The 17,283-nt window shown below is 71.2% G+C and carries 12 protein-coding genes and 1 pseudogene; 11 read left to right on the forward strand and 2 right to left on the reverse strand.

Annotation, left to right across the window (positions count from 1 at the left end):
- Positions 1-786 carry an NAD-dependent epimerase/dehydratase family protein gene (locus ABD817_RS19920; protein WP_344919520.1) on the reverse strand — a complete coding sequence of 262 codons (786 nt, stop codon included), beginning with the start codon at positions 784-786 and terminating at the stop codon, positions 1-3.
- A 1-nt stretch (position 787) separates the two neighbouring features.
- Complete coding sequence (locus ABD817_RS19925; protein WP_344919521.1) at positions 788-1,564, reverse strand: IclR family transcriptional regulator; 777 nt, start codon at positions 1,562-1,564, stop codon at positions 788-790.
- Between the two features lie 120 nt (positions 1,565-1,684).
- Between ABD817_RS19925 and ABD817_RS19930 the strand changes: the two genes are divergently transcribed.
- The 11 genes and pseudogenes from ABD817_RS19930 to ABD817_RS19975 all read left to right on the forward strand — a co-directional run bounded on the left by ABD817_RS19930 (position 1,685) and on the right by ABD817_RS19975 (position 17,195).
- The gene (locus ABD817_RS19930; protein WP_344919522.1) at positions 1,685-2,983 is read left to right on the forward strand and encodes an ABC transporter substrate-binding protein; all 1,299 of its coding nucleotides are present in this window, start codon (positions 1,685-1,687) and stop codon (positions 2,981-2,983) included.
- Positions 2,983-3,915, forward strand: coding sequence for a carbohydrate ABC transporter permease (locus ABD817_RS19935; protein WP_344919523.1), 933 nt, complete (start codon positions 2,983-2,985; stop codon positions 3,913-3,915). Before ABD817_RS19930 ends, ABD817_RS19935 begins: the two co-directional genes overlap by 1 nt.
- A complete protein-coding gene (locus ABD817_RS19940; protein WP_344919524.1) occupies positions 3,915-4,775 on the forward strand; it encodes a carbohydrate ABC transporter permease in 861 nt (286 codons plus the stop codon). The genes ABD817_RS19935 and ABD817_RS19940 overlap by 1 nt, the downstream gene beginning before the upstream one ends.
- A 5-nt stretch (positions 4,776-4,780) precedes the next feature.
- Positions 4,781-5,677: a 5-dehydro-4-deoxyglucarate dehydratase gene (locus ABD817_RS19945; protein ID WP_344919525.1), complete on the forward strand. Its 897-nt coding sequence runs from the start codon at positions 4,781-4,783 to the stop codon at positions 5,675-5,677.
- Positions 5,678-5,679: 2 nt separating this feature from the next.
- Positions 5,680-6,939, forward strand: coding sequence for a glucarate dehydratase family protein (locus tag ABD817_RS19950; RefSeq protein ID WP_344919820.1), 1,260 nt, complete (start codon positions 5,680-5,682; stop codon positions 6,937-6,939).
- Positions 6,936-8,084: an alpha-amylase family protein gene (locus ABD817_RS19955; RefSeq protein WP_344919526.1), complete on the forward strand. Its 1,149-nt coding sequence runs from the start codon at positions 6,936-6,938 to the stop codon at positions 8,082-8,084. The genes ABD817_RS19950 and ABD817_RS19955 overlap by 4 nt, the downstream gene beginning before the upstream one ends.
- Before the next feature lie 2,559 nt (positions 8,085-10,643).
- Positions 10,644-11,336: pseudogene (locus tag ABD817_RS39620) on the forward strand (discoidin domain-containing protein); the annotation flags it as partial.
- A 63-nt stretch (positions 11,337-11,399) separates the two neighbouring features.
- Entirely contained in the window at positions 11,400-12,617 is a 1,218-nt protein-coding gene (locus tag ABD817_RS39625) for a cellulase family glycosylhydrolase (protein WP_425583394.1), read from the forward strand.
- A 164-nt stretch (positions 12,618-12,781) separates the two neighbouring features.
- A complete protein-coding gene (locus ABD817_RS19965) occupies positions 12,782-14,527 on the forward strand; it encodes a discoidin domain-containing protein (protein WP_425583391.1) in 1,746 nt (581 codons plus the stop codon).
- A 288-nt stretch (positions 14,528-14,815) separates the two neighbouring features.
- A complete protein-coding gene (locus ABD817_RS19970) occupies positions 14,816-15,619 on the forward strand; it encodes an SAM-dependent methyltransferase (protein ID WP_344919528.1) in 804 nt (267 codons plus the stop codon).
- 652 nt (positions 15,620-16,271) lie between these two features.
- Complete coding sequence (locus tag ABD817_RS19975) at positions 16,272-17,195, forward strand: hypothetical protein (RefSeq protein ID WP_344919529.1); 924 nt, start codon at positions 16,272-16,274, stop codon at positions 17,193-17,195.
- Positions 17,196-17,283: the final 88 nt, after the last annotated feature.

A 17,283-nucleotide genomic window follows, 5' to 3' on the forward strand; every position in this document is an offset into this window, starting at 1 on the left:
TCACCAGGAGACGCCGAGGTCCCGGACGCAGAACGCGCCTCCCACCAGGTGCTGGACCGGGTCGGTGAGGTCGGGCTCGCCGAACTCGGCCAGCAGGCGCGGGGCGTGGAGCTCGGCGTCGTCGCGCGGGGCGTAGCCGAGGGCGCGGGCCGCGTCGAGCGACCACCAGCGGCGGGTGTTCGCCGAGACGCCCCACACGAGGTGGAAGCCCCGGGCGGTGAGGGACGCCTCGACCAGCCGGGCGCAGTCGTCGTGTGACAGCCAGGTCGACAGCGCCCGGACGTCGCGGGGCCGCTCGGAGCACGAGCCCAGCCGGATCGCCACGACGTTCATCGCGAACCGGTCGTGGTAGAGACGGCCGAGCGCCTCCATCGCGGCCTTGCTGAAGCCGTAGTAGGTGTCCGGCCTGGGGGAGAGGTCGTCGGGGGCGTCCGGGCGGGGGTGGAACCCGGCCGCGTGGTGGCTGCCGACGAGCACGACCTGCCGGACGTTCTCCCGGCGGGCCGCCTCCAGGAGCACCTGCGTGCCGTGGACGTTGACGCGCAGGATGTCCGCCCACGGATGCTCGCGGCTCAGGCCGCCCAGGTGGACGACCGCCTCGACGCCGTTCATCGCCTCGGCCATCGCGCTCTCGTCGGTCAGGTCGGCGAGGATCGTCTCCTCGCCGGACCGACCGGCCGCGACCGGGAGGACGTCGGCGAGCCGCAGCACCCGGCCGGGCCGGGCGAGCCGTGGCCGGAGCGCGGTCGCCACCGCGCCGGCCGCGCCGGTGAGGAGGATCCGCACGTCAGAGCGCCTCCTGCCGGAAGAGCTGGACGATCTGGCGGGCCGCCTCGCTGAGCACCGTCACGATCTGCGCGTGGTGTGCCTCGTCGAGCCGTACCAGCGGGACGGACGCGCTGATCGCGTCGGTCACCGGCGAGGCGTAGGGGAGCGGCACCGCGACGCAGCCCAGGCCGGGGGTGTTCTGCTCCCTCTCGTCCGCGTAGCCGCGCGACCGGGCGCTCTCCAGCTCCCGCAGCAGGTCCGGGCGGCTGGTCACGGTGTGCTTGGTCAGCGGCGCGAGGACGTCGGGGATGTGCCGCTCGCCGTCGTCGCGCATGGACAGGACCGCGCGGCCCAGCGCGGTCGCCCAGGCGGGCTGACGGCGGCCCACGCGGGAGGTGAACCGCAGGTGGTGCAGGGATTCGCGGCTGGCGAGGTACACCACGTCGGACCCGTCGAGGCGGGCCAGGTGGACGGTCTCGTTGATGTCGGCGCGGACCTGTTCGAGCACCACCGCCGCCGCCCGGACGACGGGATCGCGGTCGAGGTAGGAGGTGCCGACCAGCAGCGCCCGTACCCCGATGGAGTACGTCATGCCGTGCCGGTCGGTCTCGACCCAGCCTCTGCCGATCAGGGTCCGCAGCAGCATGTAGAGGCTCGACTTCGGATAGCTGAGATCCCGCTGGAGCTCGGTGAGCGTGACCGGCCGGTCCGCTCGGGCCAGTGCTTCGAGCAGCTCGATCGTCCGATCGGCTGATTTGACGGGACGTTTCTCGGCCGGATGCTCACCTGTTGACAACCCACACCCCTCACCGGTTCGGCTTCATACACCTATTGACAGCGTTGTGAGTGATTTTTACAGTTGCGGCACGTTGTTCACAACCTAAACCATGGTTTACATATGTGAATGGAGTGGTAGATGCCCGCCCCCCGACGCATCGTCGCCGGGCTCACCCTGCTCCTGTTCGCCACCACGGCGTGCGGATCAGAGTCGAAGTCCGAGGCCGCCAGCCTGGAGTTGTGGACCAGATCCACGCCGGCCTCCGCGGAGGTCTACAAGAAGGTCATCGCGGCCTACACCGCGAAGACCGGGGTGAAGGTCACCTACGTCCCGATCTACGAGAACTTCGAGAACAAGATCCAGGAAGCCGCCGCCGCCAGGGACCTGCCCGACGTCGTCATCAACGACGTCAGCCTGCTCGGCACCGGCCTCTCCCAGGGCCTGATCACCCCGGTCGACCGGGCCGCCGTCGCGGGCGCCGCCGACACCCTGGACCGGGCCTGGAACCAGGCCAGGGCCGCCGACGGCAAGTACTACGGCATCCCGTTCTCCACCCAGGCCGTGGCCACGTTCATCCGCAAGGACTGGCGGGAGAAACTCGGCAGGGACGTCCCCACGACCTGGGCCGAGCTCGACGCCCTCGCCAGGGCGTTCCAGAACGACGACCCCGACGGCAACGGCAAGGACGACACCTACGGCATGCTCGTCCCCGCCTCCACCGAACGCGGCTACACCGCCTGGTGGGCCTCCTCCTACCTGTGGCAGGGCGGCGGCGACTTCCTCACCGAGTCCGGCGGCAAATTCACCCCCGCCATCGACCAGCCCAAGTCGGTCGAGGCGGTGAAGTGGATGCGGAACCTGTTCTGCGAGGACAAGGTCGTGGTCCCCGGCGCCCTCACCCTCATCACCGACGACGCCCACCCCTTCTTCGAGACCGGCAAGGCGGGCATCTACCTCACCGGCCCCTGGATGATGGGCCGCTTCGACAAGAGCCTCGGCAAGGACAGGTACGAGGTCATCCCCTCCCCGGCCGGTCCCGCCGGGCAGGGCGTCCTGGGCGAGGGCGAGAACATCTACCTCATGGCGGGCTCGAAGCTGGGGCAGCAGCAGAAGCAGCTCGCCGAATTCCTCATCAGCCCCGAGGGCCAGCGGATCGGCATGAACACCGACCAGCCGAACCCGGTGGTCCGCCTCCCGGTCAACACGACCGTCGACGTCGTCGCCGAGCGCAAGGACGAGCGATGGGCGACGATCAAGGAGATCTACCGGGACAACGGGCGGCTGTTCCCGCAGGTGCCGAACTGGACGCCACTGCGCCAACAGGCGTCGGAGACCCTCAACTCGATCTTCGCCAACTGCGGCGCCGACGTCCAGGCCGAACTCACCCGGCTGGCGGGCTCGTTCAGGACCGAGCTGGCCAAGCAGAAGGCCGGCTGATGACGCTGACCACGTCCCGCCCCCGGGCCGCCTCCCGCGGCCCGGGGGCCTCCCCGCGCCGCCGCCGCGGACCCGGTCCCCAGCTCCTGCCCTGGCTGTTCCTCGCCCCCGCGCTGATCATCTTCCTGTACTTCAAGTACATCCCGATGACCAAGGGGGTCTGGCTCAGCTTCTTCAAGGTCCAGCCGTTCCTCGGCGACGAGTGGGTCGGCCTGGACAACTACCGCCAGGTCTTCACCGACGAGAGCTTCCGCACGGCGATCGGCCACACCCTCTACCTGGCCGTGGTGCAGACGGGCGGCGCGATGCTCATCGGGTTCTGCCTGGCCCTGCTGCTGGAAGGCAGGGCGCGCACGCTGTGGTTCGTCCGCTCGGCCGCGTTCCTGCCCGTCGTCTCGGCGATCGCCGTGGTCGGCGAGGTCTGGCGGCTGCTCTACTTCCCCGCCGAGGACGGCATGCTCAACAACGTGTTCGGCTGGTTCGGGATCGGCCCGCAGGGCTTCCTGGACGACCCCGGCTCCGCCCTGTGGTGGGTGAGCGTCGTCGGCGTCTGGAAGCACGCCCCCTACGACATGATGATCATCCTGGCGGGTCTCGCCGGGATCGACCGGCAACTCTACGAGCAGGCCGCCCTCGACGGCGCGGGCCTCCGCCAGCGCATCCGCTTCGTCACCCTGCCCGCGCTGCGGCCGGTCGTCACCATCCTCGTCACCCTCGCGTGCATCCGCGGCCTGCGGATCTTCACCGAGGTGTTCGTGCTGACCGCGGGCGGCCCCGCCGGCTCCACCGACGTCATCATGACCCGCATCTACACCCTCGGCTTCCAGTCCGGCGACATCGGCTTCGCTTCGGCGGCCTCGGTCCTGCTGTTCCTCGGGATTCTCACCCTGACCGTCTGCGTCACCCTCTACCGCAGGCGAAAGGAGATCTGATGTTCGAGACCACGCTCGGCTGGGGCTGGGGGAGGAGGCACCCCGTCGCCACCGGCCTGCGCGTCCTGCTCTACGCGATCGTCCTCGTCGTCTTCTGCGGACCGCTCGTCTCGGTGTTCGCCGGCGCGTTCGACAACGCCGCCGACCCCAGCACGATGTCCCTCTACCCCCACGACCCGACCCTGGAGAACTTCGAGGTCGCCGCCGAGCAGGGGCTGTGGCGGTACTTTTTCAACTCCGTCGTGATCGCGGGCGGCGCGCTGCTGCTGCAGGTGAGCGTCAGCGTGTTCGCCGCCTACGCCCTGGCGCGCAGGAGATTCCGCGGGCAGGCGCTCGTGCTGCTGGCGATCCTGTCGACCATGATGCTCCCCGAGGAGGTCATCGCGATCCCGCTCTCCCTGGTCATCGGCGACCTGCCCGTCCTCGGCCTCGACCTGCGCGGCACCCTGCTCGGCGTGATCCTCCCCCTGGGCGGCTGGGGTTTCTCCATCTTCGTGCTCAGCGAGTTCATGAAGGAGATCCCGCGCCAGCTGGAGGAGGCCGCCCGCTGCGACGGCGCGAGCGAACTGCGGATCTTCGGGCAGATCATCCTGCCGCTGTGCAGGCCGGCCATCGGCGTCGTGGTCATCTTCGGCTTCAACATGATCTGGGACCAGTATCTCCTGCCCCTGATCGTCGCCCGCACCCCCGACGACTACACCCTGACGGTGGCGCTCGCCTCCCTGCGCTCGGACCCGCTCGTCGGGCCCGGCGCGCTGCTCGCCGGAGCCCTCCTCGCCCTGCTGCCCAGTCTGATCGTCTATCTGGCGTTCCAGCGCACGTTCCTCTCGGGACTGGTCGCCGGCGCCGTGAAGGGTTGAGAACCTTGGACCTCGATGGTGTCCTCTTCTTCCCCGTCACCCCGTTCGGCCCCGACGGCGAACCGAACCTTCCGGTACTCGCCGAACACGTGGGGAACGGGGTCGCGGCGGGAGCCGGCGCGGTGTTCGCCGCGTGCGGCACCGGGGAGTTCAACGCCCTGGACCCCGCCGAGTACGGCCGGATCGTCCGGGAGAGCGTGAACGCGACCGGCGGACGGGTCCCCGTGGTGGCCGGGACCGGCGGCGCGCCGCCCCTCGCCCGCGAGTTCGCCGCCCAGGCCGCCGCGCGGGGCGCCGACGGGCTGCTGCTGCTCCCTCCCTACCTGGTCGACGCGCCACCGGCCGGGCTCGTCGCCTACGTCCGGCAGGTGGCGGCCTCCACCGACCTGCCGATCATCGTCTACCAGCGGGGCAACGCCCGGTTCACCCCCGCCGCCGTCGCCGAACTCGCCACCGTCCCCAACGTCGTCGGCTTCAAGGACGGCCTGGGCGACCTCGACCTGCTCCAGCGCATCATCCTGGCGGTCGACCGGCCCGGCTTCACCTTCTTCAACGGCCTGCCCACGGCCGAGATGACCGTCCTGTCCTACCGCGCCCTCGGCGTCGACCTCTACTCCAGCGCCGTGTTCAGCTTCGCCCCCGAGATCGCGCTCGCCTTCCACAAGGCCGTCACCGCCCGCGACGACACGCTCGTCGAAGACCTGCTCCGGGAGTTCTACGGGCCGCTCGTCGAGCTGCGCGACCTCGTCCCGGGCTACGCCGTCTCGCTGGTCAAGGCCGGGGCGCGGCTGCGGGGCCTGGACGCCGGTTCGGTCAGGCCGCCCCTGGTCGACGCCGCGCCCGAGCACGTCGCCCTCCTCGAGAAACTGATCGGCACCGGCCTGCGGATCGTGGGGGCGTGACCATGCTGATCAGCGACATCCGCGTCACGCCCGTCGCGTTCCGGGACCCGCCGCTGCTGAACGCCGCGGGGGTGCACCAGCCCTGGGCGCTGCGCACGATCGTCGAGGTGCGCACCGACGACGGCCTCAGCGGGCTCGGCGAGACCTACGGTGACCTCGCCCACCTCACGAAGGTCCGCGCCGCCGCCCGGCGGCTCGCCGGGATCGACGTCCACCACCACCACGCCCTCTACGCCGCGGTCGCCCAGACCATCGGCGGCGACGTCGTGACCGACAGGCACGGCCTGACCGGGGTCGCGACCAGGGAGAAGACCCTTGACCGGGTGTTCTCCCCGTTCGAGGTCGCCTGCCTGGACATCCGGGGCAAGGCCCTCGGCCGTCCCGTCTGCGACCTGCTCGGCGGACCCGTCCGCGACAGGGTGCCCTACAGCGCCTACCTGTTCTACAAGTGGGCCGCGCACCCCGGCGAGCCCGCCGACGAGTTCGGGGCGGCGCTCGACGCCGACGGCCTGATCGCGCAGGCGCGGATGTTCGTCGAGGAGTACGGCTTCCGGTCGATCAAGCTCAAGGGCGGTGTCTTCCCGCCCGACGTGGAGGTGGACGCCGTCCTCGCGCTGAGGGAGGCGTTCCCGGACGCCGCGCTGAGGATCGACCCGAACGGGGCGTGGTCGGTGCCCACCTCGATCGACGTCGGCCGCAAGCTGGCCGGGACGATCGACTACCTGGAGGACCCGACCCTCGGGCTCGCCGCGATGGCCGAGGTGGCGGCGCGGGTCCCGATGCCGCTCGCCACGAACATGTGCGTCGTCACCTTCGAGCATCTTCCGGCCGCGATCCGGGACGGGGCCGTCGGCGTGCTGCTGTCCGACCACCACTACTGGGGCGGGCTCGTCCGCAGCACCCAGCTGGCCCGGCTCTGCGCCACCTTCGGCCTGCGGCTGTCCATGCACTCCAACTCCCACCTCGGGATCAGCCTCGCCGCGATGACCCACCTCGCCGCGGCCGTGCCGAACCTCGCCCACGCCTGCGACACCCACACGCCCTGGCAGGCCCGGCAGGACGTCGTCAAGCCGGGCGCGCTGCGGTTCGCCGACGGCGCGGTCCCGGTGCCGTCCGGGCCGGGACTGGGGGTGGAACTCGACCGCGACGCCCTGGAGGCGATGCATGAGCAGTACCTCGCCTGCGGGGTCACCGAACGAGACGACACCTCCTACATGCGGACGTTCCAGCCGGACTTCTCCCCGGTACGGCCCCGCTGGTGACCGTGAAAGTGATCTACGCCTACCCCTGGGACGTCGTCGGGGACCCCTCCGCCCCCGAACGCCTCGCCCGGCTCGGCGCGGACACGGTGGCGCTGGCCGCCTCGTACCACTCGGTGCGCGCGGCCACCCCGTTCCACCCCGCCCACCGGCTCGTCGAGGCCCGGCCCGCCCTCTACGTCCCCGTCCGGGCGGGTTCCTGGGGCAGGCTCGTCCCCGCGGCCCCCACCTGGACGGCCCCCGACGCGTTCGTCCAGGCCGCGGACGCGCTGCGCGCGGCGGGATTCGCCGTCCACGCCTGGACCGTCCTTACCCACAACTCCCACCTCGGGACCGCCCATCCGTCTCTGACCGTCCGGAACGCCTTCGGCGACCGCTATCCCTACGCGCTGTGCCCGTCCCATCCCGACGTCGTCGACTACTGCCGGACCCTGGTCCGGGAGATCGCCGAACTCGGCGCCCCCGACGGGTTCGTCCTCGAAGCCTGCGGCCCGCTCGGCGTCCGCCACGCCGGTACGCACGAGAAGACCGACGGCGCCGACTGGACCCCGGCCCAGCTCGACCTGCTGTCCCTGTGCTTCTGCGCGGTCTGCGTCCGGCGCTACCCGGCGGGAACCCGCGAGCGGGTCCGGGCCGGGGTCGACACGGCCGCCCCGTCGGTCGAGGCCGCCCTCGGCGAGCCGGCCCCCGTCGTCCGGGAACTGCGCGCCGACCTTAGCCGGGAACTGCAGCACACGCTGCGGCGGGAGGCGGCCGGCCTGCCGGTCACCCTGCACGCCAACCCCCACCCCTGGGCCGCCGGTGCCTTCAGCCAGGTCTCCGCGGCCCCGGGCGCCGACGTCCTCGTCGCCAACTGCTGGGACGACCCCGCCTCCGGAACCGCCCGCCTCCGGCGGCTTCGCGCCCTGGCCGCCCCCGGCACCCGGGTGGGCGCGTCCGTCCTGGCCCTTCCACCCGCCACCCTGACTCCACAGGCCCTGGCCGCCTACCGCGCGGCCGGGGCCGATGAGATCCACGTCTACCACGCGGGCCTGGCCTCCCGATCCCGTCTGGCCACGATCGCCGACACCCTGCGCTCCCTCGGATCCGGGACCGGCCATGCCGCGTGTCCGAATATCGCGAACGACATGGACACCGGCGCGCCGTGACGTCCACGGCCTCCGGAACGGACCGTGTCACACACGGTGAGCCGGAAACGACGCCCACGGCGACACGAGAGGAGCCGACCATGTGATACCGGAATGACAGGCGCCGGTAGCCGAACGGCCGGGAGACGGTCCGGCCGTCCGGCCATCGGCCGGATTCGACACCCCCGTGGGCGACGCGCACCCCGACGCGCCCGCCGGGCGGACTCGACACCTTCGCGGGCCCGCGCACCCTGACGTGCCCGCCGTACGGGCGTGGCACCCTCGCGGGTGACGCGCGCCTTCGACACGCCCGCCGTACGGCCATCGCCGCAGCTCGGAGCGGGTCGGGTGCCCTGTGGGCGTGAGCCTGCCCGGAACTCTCGCGACCCCTCGGAGACGATCCGATTCCCTCGCCCGCCGTCCGCCGGCGGCCCGACGAAGCACGCCACGCGGAACACGGACCCACGAAAAGATTGCCTCTTGTGTAACGGCGAGCGGCCATTTACGCTCCGCCATAGTTAGGAAACCTTCCTAACGATTGGATGCCCGGGGAACGCCCCGCCCTTCGCGGGGCCTTCGCCCGCACCCCCCATCCCCCCTCCGCCAGGAGCGCCAATGTTACGTAAGGTGCACCCGCTACCCCCCACTCAAGATCGCCCCAGACGCCGCCGCTCGCTGGTGGCGATCGCCGCGACGGTGCTCACGATCGCCGTACCGTCGATCGTCGGCGCGGCCCCCCAGGCCGCGACCGCCGCGACCGCCGCAGCCCCCGCGACCGCGACCGCCCCCGTGGGCGCCGCCGCGATTCCCGACCTGACCGCCGCCAACCGCCGCGCGCCCGTCCCGGGGCTGCCGGACTGGAGCAAGGCGGGCTATCGCGGCGGCGCGGCCCTGCCGGGGACCGCCCAGGCCAGCCCCGACGCCGCCTGCCACATCACCGCCGCCGAACTCGCCGCCCAGTTCGGCGTACGGGCCGACGGCTCCGACGCCACCGGCGGCCTCCAGGCCGCGATCGACCAGATCCGGACCGCCTGCAGCCCGGCGGCGAGTTACACCCGGCTGTCGTCCATCACCCTGCCCGAGGGCCGGATCACCGTCACCAGGCAGCTCGGCCTGGACGCCGACTACCTGGTGCTGAAGGGCGCGGGCATGGGCAGGACTGTCCTCGTCTTCCGCCCGGACGCCAACACCCGCTACGACACGCTCACCCCCGACGGGAGCGACTGGGACGAGGACGGCGCGATACACGGCTCGGGCAAGGGCGGCTGGACCTGGCCCGGCCGAGGCCTGCTCCGCGTGCAGACGCGGGAGGTGGCGAGCAGGTACGCCAGCGAGTACGCCTCCGCGCCCGCCAACCGCAAGGACATCTTCGAGGGCAGCGTCAACCAGCACTGGGCCTCCGGAGTCCCGCTGCGGGAGTCCTCGGCCATCGGAACCAACGTGATCAGGCTGGCCACCGGCGCCGACATGAGCCGGTTCAAGGTCGGCGGCCACCTGTGGGTGGGCGCCGCCAACAGCGTCAAGTTCTACCAGCAGCAGACGGTCACCAACACCGCGCAGTACACGAACCTGCACATGCGGCAGCAGATCTTCCAGATCACCGCGGTCGACAGCGGCGGCGGGAACGTCACGATCGACAAACCTCTGGAGTACGACCTCCCCCTCGACTCCACCTCCGACGGCTCCGCGGCCATCGACGGGACGGTCTACCCCAGCCGGGTCACCCCGCTCAAGGTCGTCCAGGGGGTCGGCATCGAGGACCTGACCATCACCCAGGACATGACCAACATGCCCAAGCTCGGCGGCGGCACCTACAACCTGAACCGGGCCGACGCCGTGCACGACTACGGGAACATGGCCCCCGAGTACGCCATGCACGGCATCGTGCTCAAGTGGGCGGCCAACACCTGGATTCGCCGGGTCGGCACGGAGATGACCGGCTCGCACGCCGTGGTCACCGAGAGCGCGAAGAACATCCAGGTCCAGGAGTCGTCCTTCGACGGCTCGTGGAACAAGGGCAAGGGCGGCAACGGCTACTTCCGAGGCTCACGCGTCTGGGACTCGCTGTACGCCTACAACACCAGCAGGAACCTGCGCCACTTCACGTTCCAGTGGTCGGCCTCGAACAACGTCGTCGTCGGCAACGACTTCGACTCCGACCTCAACGTCCACGGCGGCTGGGAGCGGCGCAACCTGTTCGAGAACAACAAGGTGGCCGTGCCGTTCCAGCACGCCTCGAAGAACTGCCGCACCAACTGCGGCGACGAGGGCGGCGGCACGCCGGACGACTCCTCCTGGTGGCCGATCTGGTGGGCGGCCGGCCCGAAGGCGGCCAAGTGGTCGGGGTCGAGCGGCCCGCAGAACGTCTTCTACAACAACGACCTGACCAAGCAGACCACGCAGGGCGGGGCGTACCAGCCGTACTACGCCGACCGGCAGCGCGTCTACCAGTTCGGCAGCTCCGCGTCGGACCCGTCGAGATTCCAGCACCTCGCGATCAACGGCGCGACCATCCCCGACTGGGCGGGCCGGGAGACGGCGAACTACACCGCGCCTCCCAACGCCGGGGTGAACGCCACGATGACGGACGCCTCCGGCTCGCTCTTCCTCAGGTCGAGCGGCGGCCCCGCCGACACCGTCGCTCCCAGCGTGCCCGGTGGTCTGCGCTCGACGGGGACAACCGCGAACAGTGTGTCGCTGGCGTGGAACGCCTCCACCGACAACGTCGGCGTGAGTGGGTACGAGGTCTACCGGGGCGCGACCCTGGTGGCGACGGTGACCGGCACAAGCCACACCGACACCGGCCTGACCGCGTCCACCTCCTACAGCTACACCGTTCGTGCCCGTGACGCGGCGGGCAACCGCTCGGCGGCCAGCGCCGCCGTCACCGCCCAGACCGGAAGCGGCGGGGGCAACGAGGACCAGCTCATCTCCCGGGGCAAGCCCGCCACGGCGTCCTCCATCGAGGGACCCGGGTTCGAGGCGGGCCTGGCGGTGGACGGGAACACCGCGACCCGGTGGGCGTCGGCCGAGGGCAGTGACCCGCAGTGGATCCGGATCGACCTGGGGGGTTCGTACACGATCTCCCGGGTGCGGCTGGACTGGGAGGCGGCCTACGGCTCGGCGTACCGGATCGAGGTCTCTCCCAACGGCACCGACTGGACGAGCGTCTACTCCACGAGTTCGGGGGACGGCGCGATCGACGACCTGACGGTGTCGGGGAGCGCCCGGTACGTGCGCCTGTACGGCACCGCGCGGGGCACCGCCTGGGGCTACTCGCTGCATGAGTTCGACGTCTACGGCCGTCCCAACGGCGGCAATCCCGGCGACGACACCGTGGCGCCCTCCGTCCCGGGTAACCTGCGCTCGACGGGAACGACCGCGAACAGTGTGTCGCTGGCCTGGAACGCCTCCACCGACAACGTCGGCGTGAGTGGGTACGAGGTCTACCGGGGTGGCACGCTGGTGGCGACGGTGCCCGGGACGAGTCACACCGACACCGGTCTGACCGCGTCGACCTCCTACAGCTACACCGTTCGTGCCCGTGACGCGGCGGGCAACCGCTCGGCGGCCAGCGCCGCCGTCACCGCCCAGACCGGAAGCGGCGGCGGCGGTGGCACCCCGGCCGCGGCCAACGGCCAGCTCCGGGTGTGCGGCAACCGGCTGTGCAACGAGGCCGGCAAGCAGATCCAGCTGCGCGGCATGAGCACCCACGGCATCCAGTGGTACGACCAGTGCCTCAACAACGCCTCGCTCGACGCCCTGGCGACCGACTGGAAGGCCGACATCCTCCGGATCTCCATGTACATCCAGGAGGGCGGCTACGAGACCAACCCCCGGGCGTTCACCGACCGGGTGCACCAGCTGATCGAGATGGCCACCGCGCGCGGCATGTACGCCCTGGTGGACTGGCACATGCTCACCCCCGGTGACCCGAACTACAACCTCAGCCGGGCCAGGACGTTCTTCACCGAGATCGCCCAGCGCCACAACGGCAAGAAGAACGTGCTCTACGAGATCGCGAACGAGCCGAACGGCTCGTCCGTCACCTGGTCGGTCATCCGCAACTACGCCAACCAGCTCGTCCCGGTGATCCGCCAGCACGACCCCGACGCCCCGGTCCTGGTCGGCACCCCCGACTGGTCCTCGCTCGGCGTCTCCGGTCCCGGCGACCAGACCGACACCATCCGCGCCAACCCGGTCAGCGGGACGAACATCATGTACACCTTCCACTTCTACGCGGCCTCGCACGGCACCCCGTACCTGAACGCGCTGTCCCGGGCGGCCGACCTCCTGCCGATCTTCGTGACCGAGTTCGGCACCCAGACCGCCTCCGGCGACGGCGGCAACAACTTCAGCAGGTCCCAGCAGTATCTCGACCTGATGGCACAGAAGAAGATCAGCTGGACGAACTGGAACTACTCCGACGACTCCCGTACCGGCGCGGTCTTCACCCCGGGCACCTGCCCGAACGGCCCGTACGCGGGGACGAGCAGGTTGAAGGAGGCCGGCGTCTGGATCCGCGACCGGATCCGCACCGCCGACGACTTCTGATCCGGAAAGTCCCACGGAACGCGCGAGGGCGCGCCCCCCGGCGGACGCGCCCTCGCGCCAACCACCCGGACATCAGCAGGAAATCCCGACCGCGGTACGCGGTACGACCCGCGCGCTCACAGCGCGCCGGAGGAATCGGAGCATTCGTGAAACGAAGCGCACGTGTGAGGACCCTCGCACTCATGATCGCGCTGGCGGCGTCACTGCCGACGGCCGCGATCGCGTCCAGCTCGTCCCGGACGTCGGCCGACGCGCTGGTGTCCCAGGGCAGGCCCGCGACGGCCTCCTCCATCGAGGCCGCGGGCCTGGAGGCGGGCCTCGCGGTGGACGGCAACACCGCGACCCGGTGGGCGTCGGCCGAGGGCGTCGACCCGCAGTGGATCCGGATCGACCTGGGGAGCTCGCATACGATCTCCCGGGTGCGGCTGGACTGGGAGGCGGCCTACGGCTCGGCGTACCGGATCGAGGTCTCTCCCAACGGCACCGACTGGACCGGCGTCTACTCCACGAGTTCGGGGGACGGCGCGATCGACGACCTGACGGTGTCGGGAACCGGCCGTTACGTGCGCCTGTACGGCACCGCGCGGGGCACCGTCTGGGGATACTCACTGCACGAGTTCGAGGTCTACGGCTCCCCGGCCGGGGGCGGAGGCGACACCGTCGCCCCCAGTGTGCCCGGTGGTCTGCGTTCGACGGGGACGACGTCGAGCAGTGTGTCGCTGGCGTGGAACGCCTCCACCGACAATGTCGGCGTGAGTGGGTACGAGGTCTACCGGGGTGGCACGCTGGTGGCGACGGTGACCGGCACGAGTCACACCGACACCGGTCTGACCGCGTCCACCTCCTACAGCTACACCGTCCGTGCCCGTGACGCGGCGGGCAACCGCTCGGCGGCGAGTGCCGCCGTCACCGCCCAGACCGGAAGCGGCGGCGGAGGCTCGACGGTGGACGTCGCCACCTCCGCGCAGCTGGCCGCCGCGCTGGCCGGCGCCCAGCCGGGCCAGACGATCCGCCTGGCGGCCGGCGAGTATCGCGGCGCCTTCGTCACCCAGCGCGCCGGTACGGCATCCGCGCCGATCACGCTGACCGGGCCGGCCGGCGCAGTCCTGGTCAACGACGGCCCGTCGGGAACGGCCCCCTCCTGCCCCGCTCCCGGCAACGGGTGGGACTCCGGCTACGGCCTGTGGCTGTACGGCGCGCCCTACTGGAAGCTGACCGGCTTCACCGTCAAGGACTCCAAGAAGGGAATCGTCCTGGACAACTCCCACCACGTGACCATCGACCAGGTCTACGTCCACCACACCGAGGACGAGGCCGTGCACTTCCGCAGGTCCTCCTACGACGGCGTCATCCAGAACTCCCGCATCGACAACACCGGCCTGGTGCAGGCCGGATACGGTGAGGGCGTCTACATCGGCTCGGCGAACTCCAACTGGTCCTGCCACGGCAACTCCGGCGGGGTCGACCGCAGCGACCGGGTGAGGGTGCTCAACAACGTCATCGGCCCCAACGTCGCCGCCGAGCACATCGACATCAAGGAGGGCACCTTCGACGGCGTCATCCGGGGCAACACCTTCAACGGCAGGGGGATCTCGGGGCAGAACTCGGCCGACTCCTGGATCGACGCGAAGGGCATCGGCTATCTGATCGAGGGCAACACCGGCACCTTCTCCTCGCCCGGCACCTTCGTCAACGGCTATGAGACCCACAACCCGTCGACCTCCCCGTCGTTCGCCAACGGCTGCGGCAACGTGTGGCGGGCGAACCGCTCCGACCTGGGCGGCGTGGGCGCCTACGCCATCAGGATCACCTCCACCTCCAAGTGCGGCGGCAATGCCAACGTCGTGTACTCCTCCAACACCGTCACCAACGCCCGTTCCGGGCTGACCAACATCCCGGTCACCCCCTGATCCACCCGGACCGCTCACGCGGGCCGAAGGCCGCCTCCGATCGTCGGAGGCGGCCTCTCCCGATCCCGGCGTCGGCAACGGTGTCGGTTCCAGGCTCGACGCTCCATGGAGATGAGGACCATCGAGCCGCCGGCAAGGATCCGTGGGGTCACGTTCGGGAGAGGACGCCGATGACGGATTCGGGATGTCCGGATGCCGGGCCTCAGTCATAGTCGAAAAGTGGCCTACATCGGCCTTTAACGACATATGATCATCCCGATCGCCCCGAGATCGCGAGGAAGGACCCCTGTGACCGACAAGCGGGATGAGCGGAACAGCGGCATCGACACGACACGGCCAAGCATCGCCAGGGCCTACGACGTCGTCCTCAACGGCAAGGACAACTTCGAGGTCGACCGCGCCTTCGTCGCCGAGATCGTGAAGGTCGTCCCCGAGATCTACGACGTGGCGACCTACAACCGGGAGATCCTCGGCCGGGGGGTGCGGTTCCTGGCGGAGCAGGGCGTCACCCAGTTCATCGACCTCGGCTCGGGACTGCCGACGGTGGAGAACACCCACCAGGTCGCCCAGGGCGCGAACCCGGAGTCACGGGTCGTCTACGTCGACAACGACCCGATGGTGCTGGCCCACGGGCGGGCACTGCTCGCCGCGAACGACCGTACGGCCGTCGTTCCCTCCGACCTGCGCGACCCGGCGGCGATCCTCGCCGACCCGGCCGTCAAGCGGCTCATCGACCTCGACCGGCCGGTGGGCGTGATGCTGGTCGGTGTCCTGCACCACCTGCACGACGACGACGACCCCCGGGGGATCGTCGAGGCCTACATGGCGGCGGTCCCCTCGGGCAGCTACCTCTTCATCACCCACTTCTGCGCCTCCACCCAGGAGTCGCGCGACGCCGAGGAGAAGTACCTCGCGCTGCTCGGCACCGGCCGGTTCCGGACGCCGGAGGAGATCACCGCGTTCTTCGACGGCTTCGAGCTGCTCGAACCGGGCCTCGTCCCGCTGCCCCTGTGGCGGCCCGAAGGACCCGTCCCGAGCAAGCTGACCGTGGGCCAGCAGCTCATGTACGGCGGGATCGCCTACAAGCACTGACATCCGGACGGGAAGGCCCGCCCGGCGGGAAGGTTGTCCCGGCGTCGTGACCGGCAGGTCGCCGCGCACCGGAAATCGTCGCGAGCGGGGAGTGCCATCGCGGCCCGGCGGGGATCGAAGATCTCGCTAAGGGCCGTCTTTCACCGCATTTCTTTGTCTTTGCGGACTGGTGCTGATAACAGATCGGTAAGACCGTACTGTCATCGGCCGCATACAGTGTGTGATTTTGCCATGGTGGGGAGGCAGACACGACGCGGGAGGCGAGATGCACGGTGAGCACGATCGGACTCACGGCCACGGCCTCAGGGCGAGACCGCGGGGACGCATGCCGTACAGCGACCCGCCGCCCCGGCAGCCTCCGTCGCCCACCGAGCCGCCCGCCGAGCCACCGCCCACCGAGCCGCCGCACGCCACCGGACTTCCGGGCCCTCCGGGACGTTCGGAGCTCGCCGAAGCCCCGCGTCCCGTAGGGCCTCCGGAGTCCCGGACGCCCGCCGGGCCGACGCTCCCCGCGGAGTGGCCGGGCCCGCGCGAGGGGGCGAGGGCGCCGCGCGGGCCCGCGCGGCACCGGAAGGACGAGGAGACCGACGACGCCGTCATGTGTTCATCGCTCCGCCGCTCTCGGACATACCTCGACAGCAGGCCGTTCTCCATGCCCCCGCCTCCCAGCCCGTGGCGGCGGCCGTGGTCGCGGCTCTCGCGCGACCAGCTCCTGAGGCCCGCGCTGATCGCCGGGTTCCTCGCCGCCGCGGGAGTCGGCGTCTGGTCGTCCGGCTGGTCCCCGTGGGACGGGACGCCCACCGCCGGCACGTCGCCCGCGCCTCCGGAGGAACGCCTCCTCGCCGGGCGCGACACAGTGATCACCCCCTCGCGGGGCCCGGTGGCGGCCGGGGTGGACGCGAAGGCTCCGGCGGAGAAGCGGAGGGCTCCCGAGGGCCGGAAGGGATCGGGAGCGGAGGGGGCCGGAGGGGCCGGGAGGATCCCGGGCCGTCACCCGGCGCGAGTGCTTCCGGCGGAACGCGCCCTCTCCGCCGCCGGAAACACCCGGGACGAGTGGGTCGAGCGGGTGGAACGCGCCAAGCCTGTCAAGAAACCTGTCAAGCCGGTCGATCGGGCCGGTCGGCACCGCGAGGGCGACGGTTCCGCACGGGCCGCCGGACCGGGAGGGACGGAAGCCGCCACACCGGAGACCGGCACCGGGCGGGGGAGCGCAGCCGCCGGACAGGAGAGCGGGCGGGGAGGCGGGAGCGCCCGGCAGGAGAGCGGGCGGAGGAACGGAGGCGCCCGGCGGGGGGCGGGAGACAGCGGGGACGCCGGGAGCGCCGGGACGGCGGGACGGTCGCGCTCCGGGGCGCAGGAGGGCAGGTCGCAGCCCCGGACGGGCAGGACGGGCGCACCGGCCACCAGGTCGCCGTCCCCCTCGGCCTCCCGGAGCAGGCCACCGGCCACCGGGGGAGGCGGGAGCTCCGGCATCAGCGCCGCCTACGCCTGCCGTCACCTTTCCTCGGGAGACTGGCGCCACGCCTACTGCGTGCGGGTCTGGAACGACTACAAGGACAGGAACGGCCTGCCCTAGCCCCGTACCCCGCCCCGAGAGGCGGGGGACGCGTTGGGCGCGCCTGGCGGCCGTGCCGAGTGGCCGGGAGCGGCCCGTGGGCCGCGTG

This window comes from Streptosporangium oxazolinicum, assembly GCF_039537505.1.
GTDB lineage: Bacteria > Actinomycetota > Actinomycetes > Streptosporangiales > Streptosporangiaceae > Streptosporangium > Streptosporangium oxazolinicum.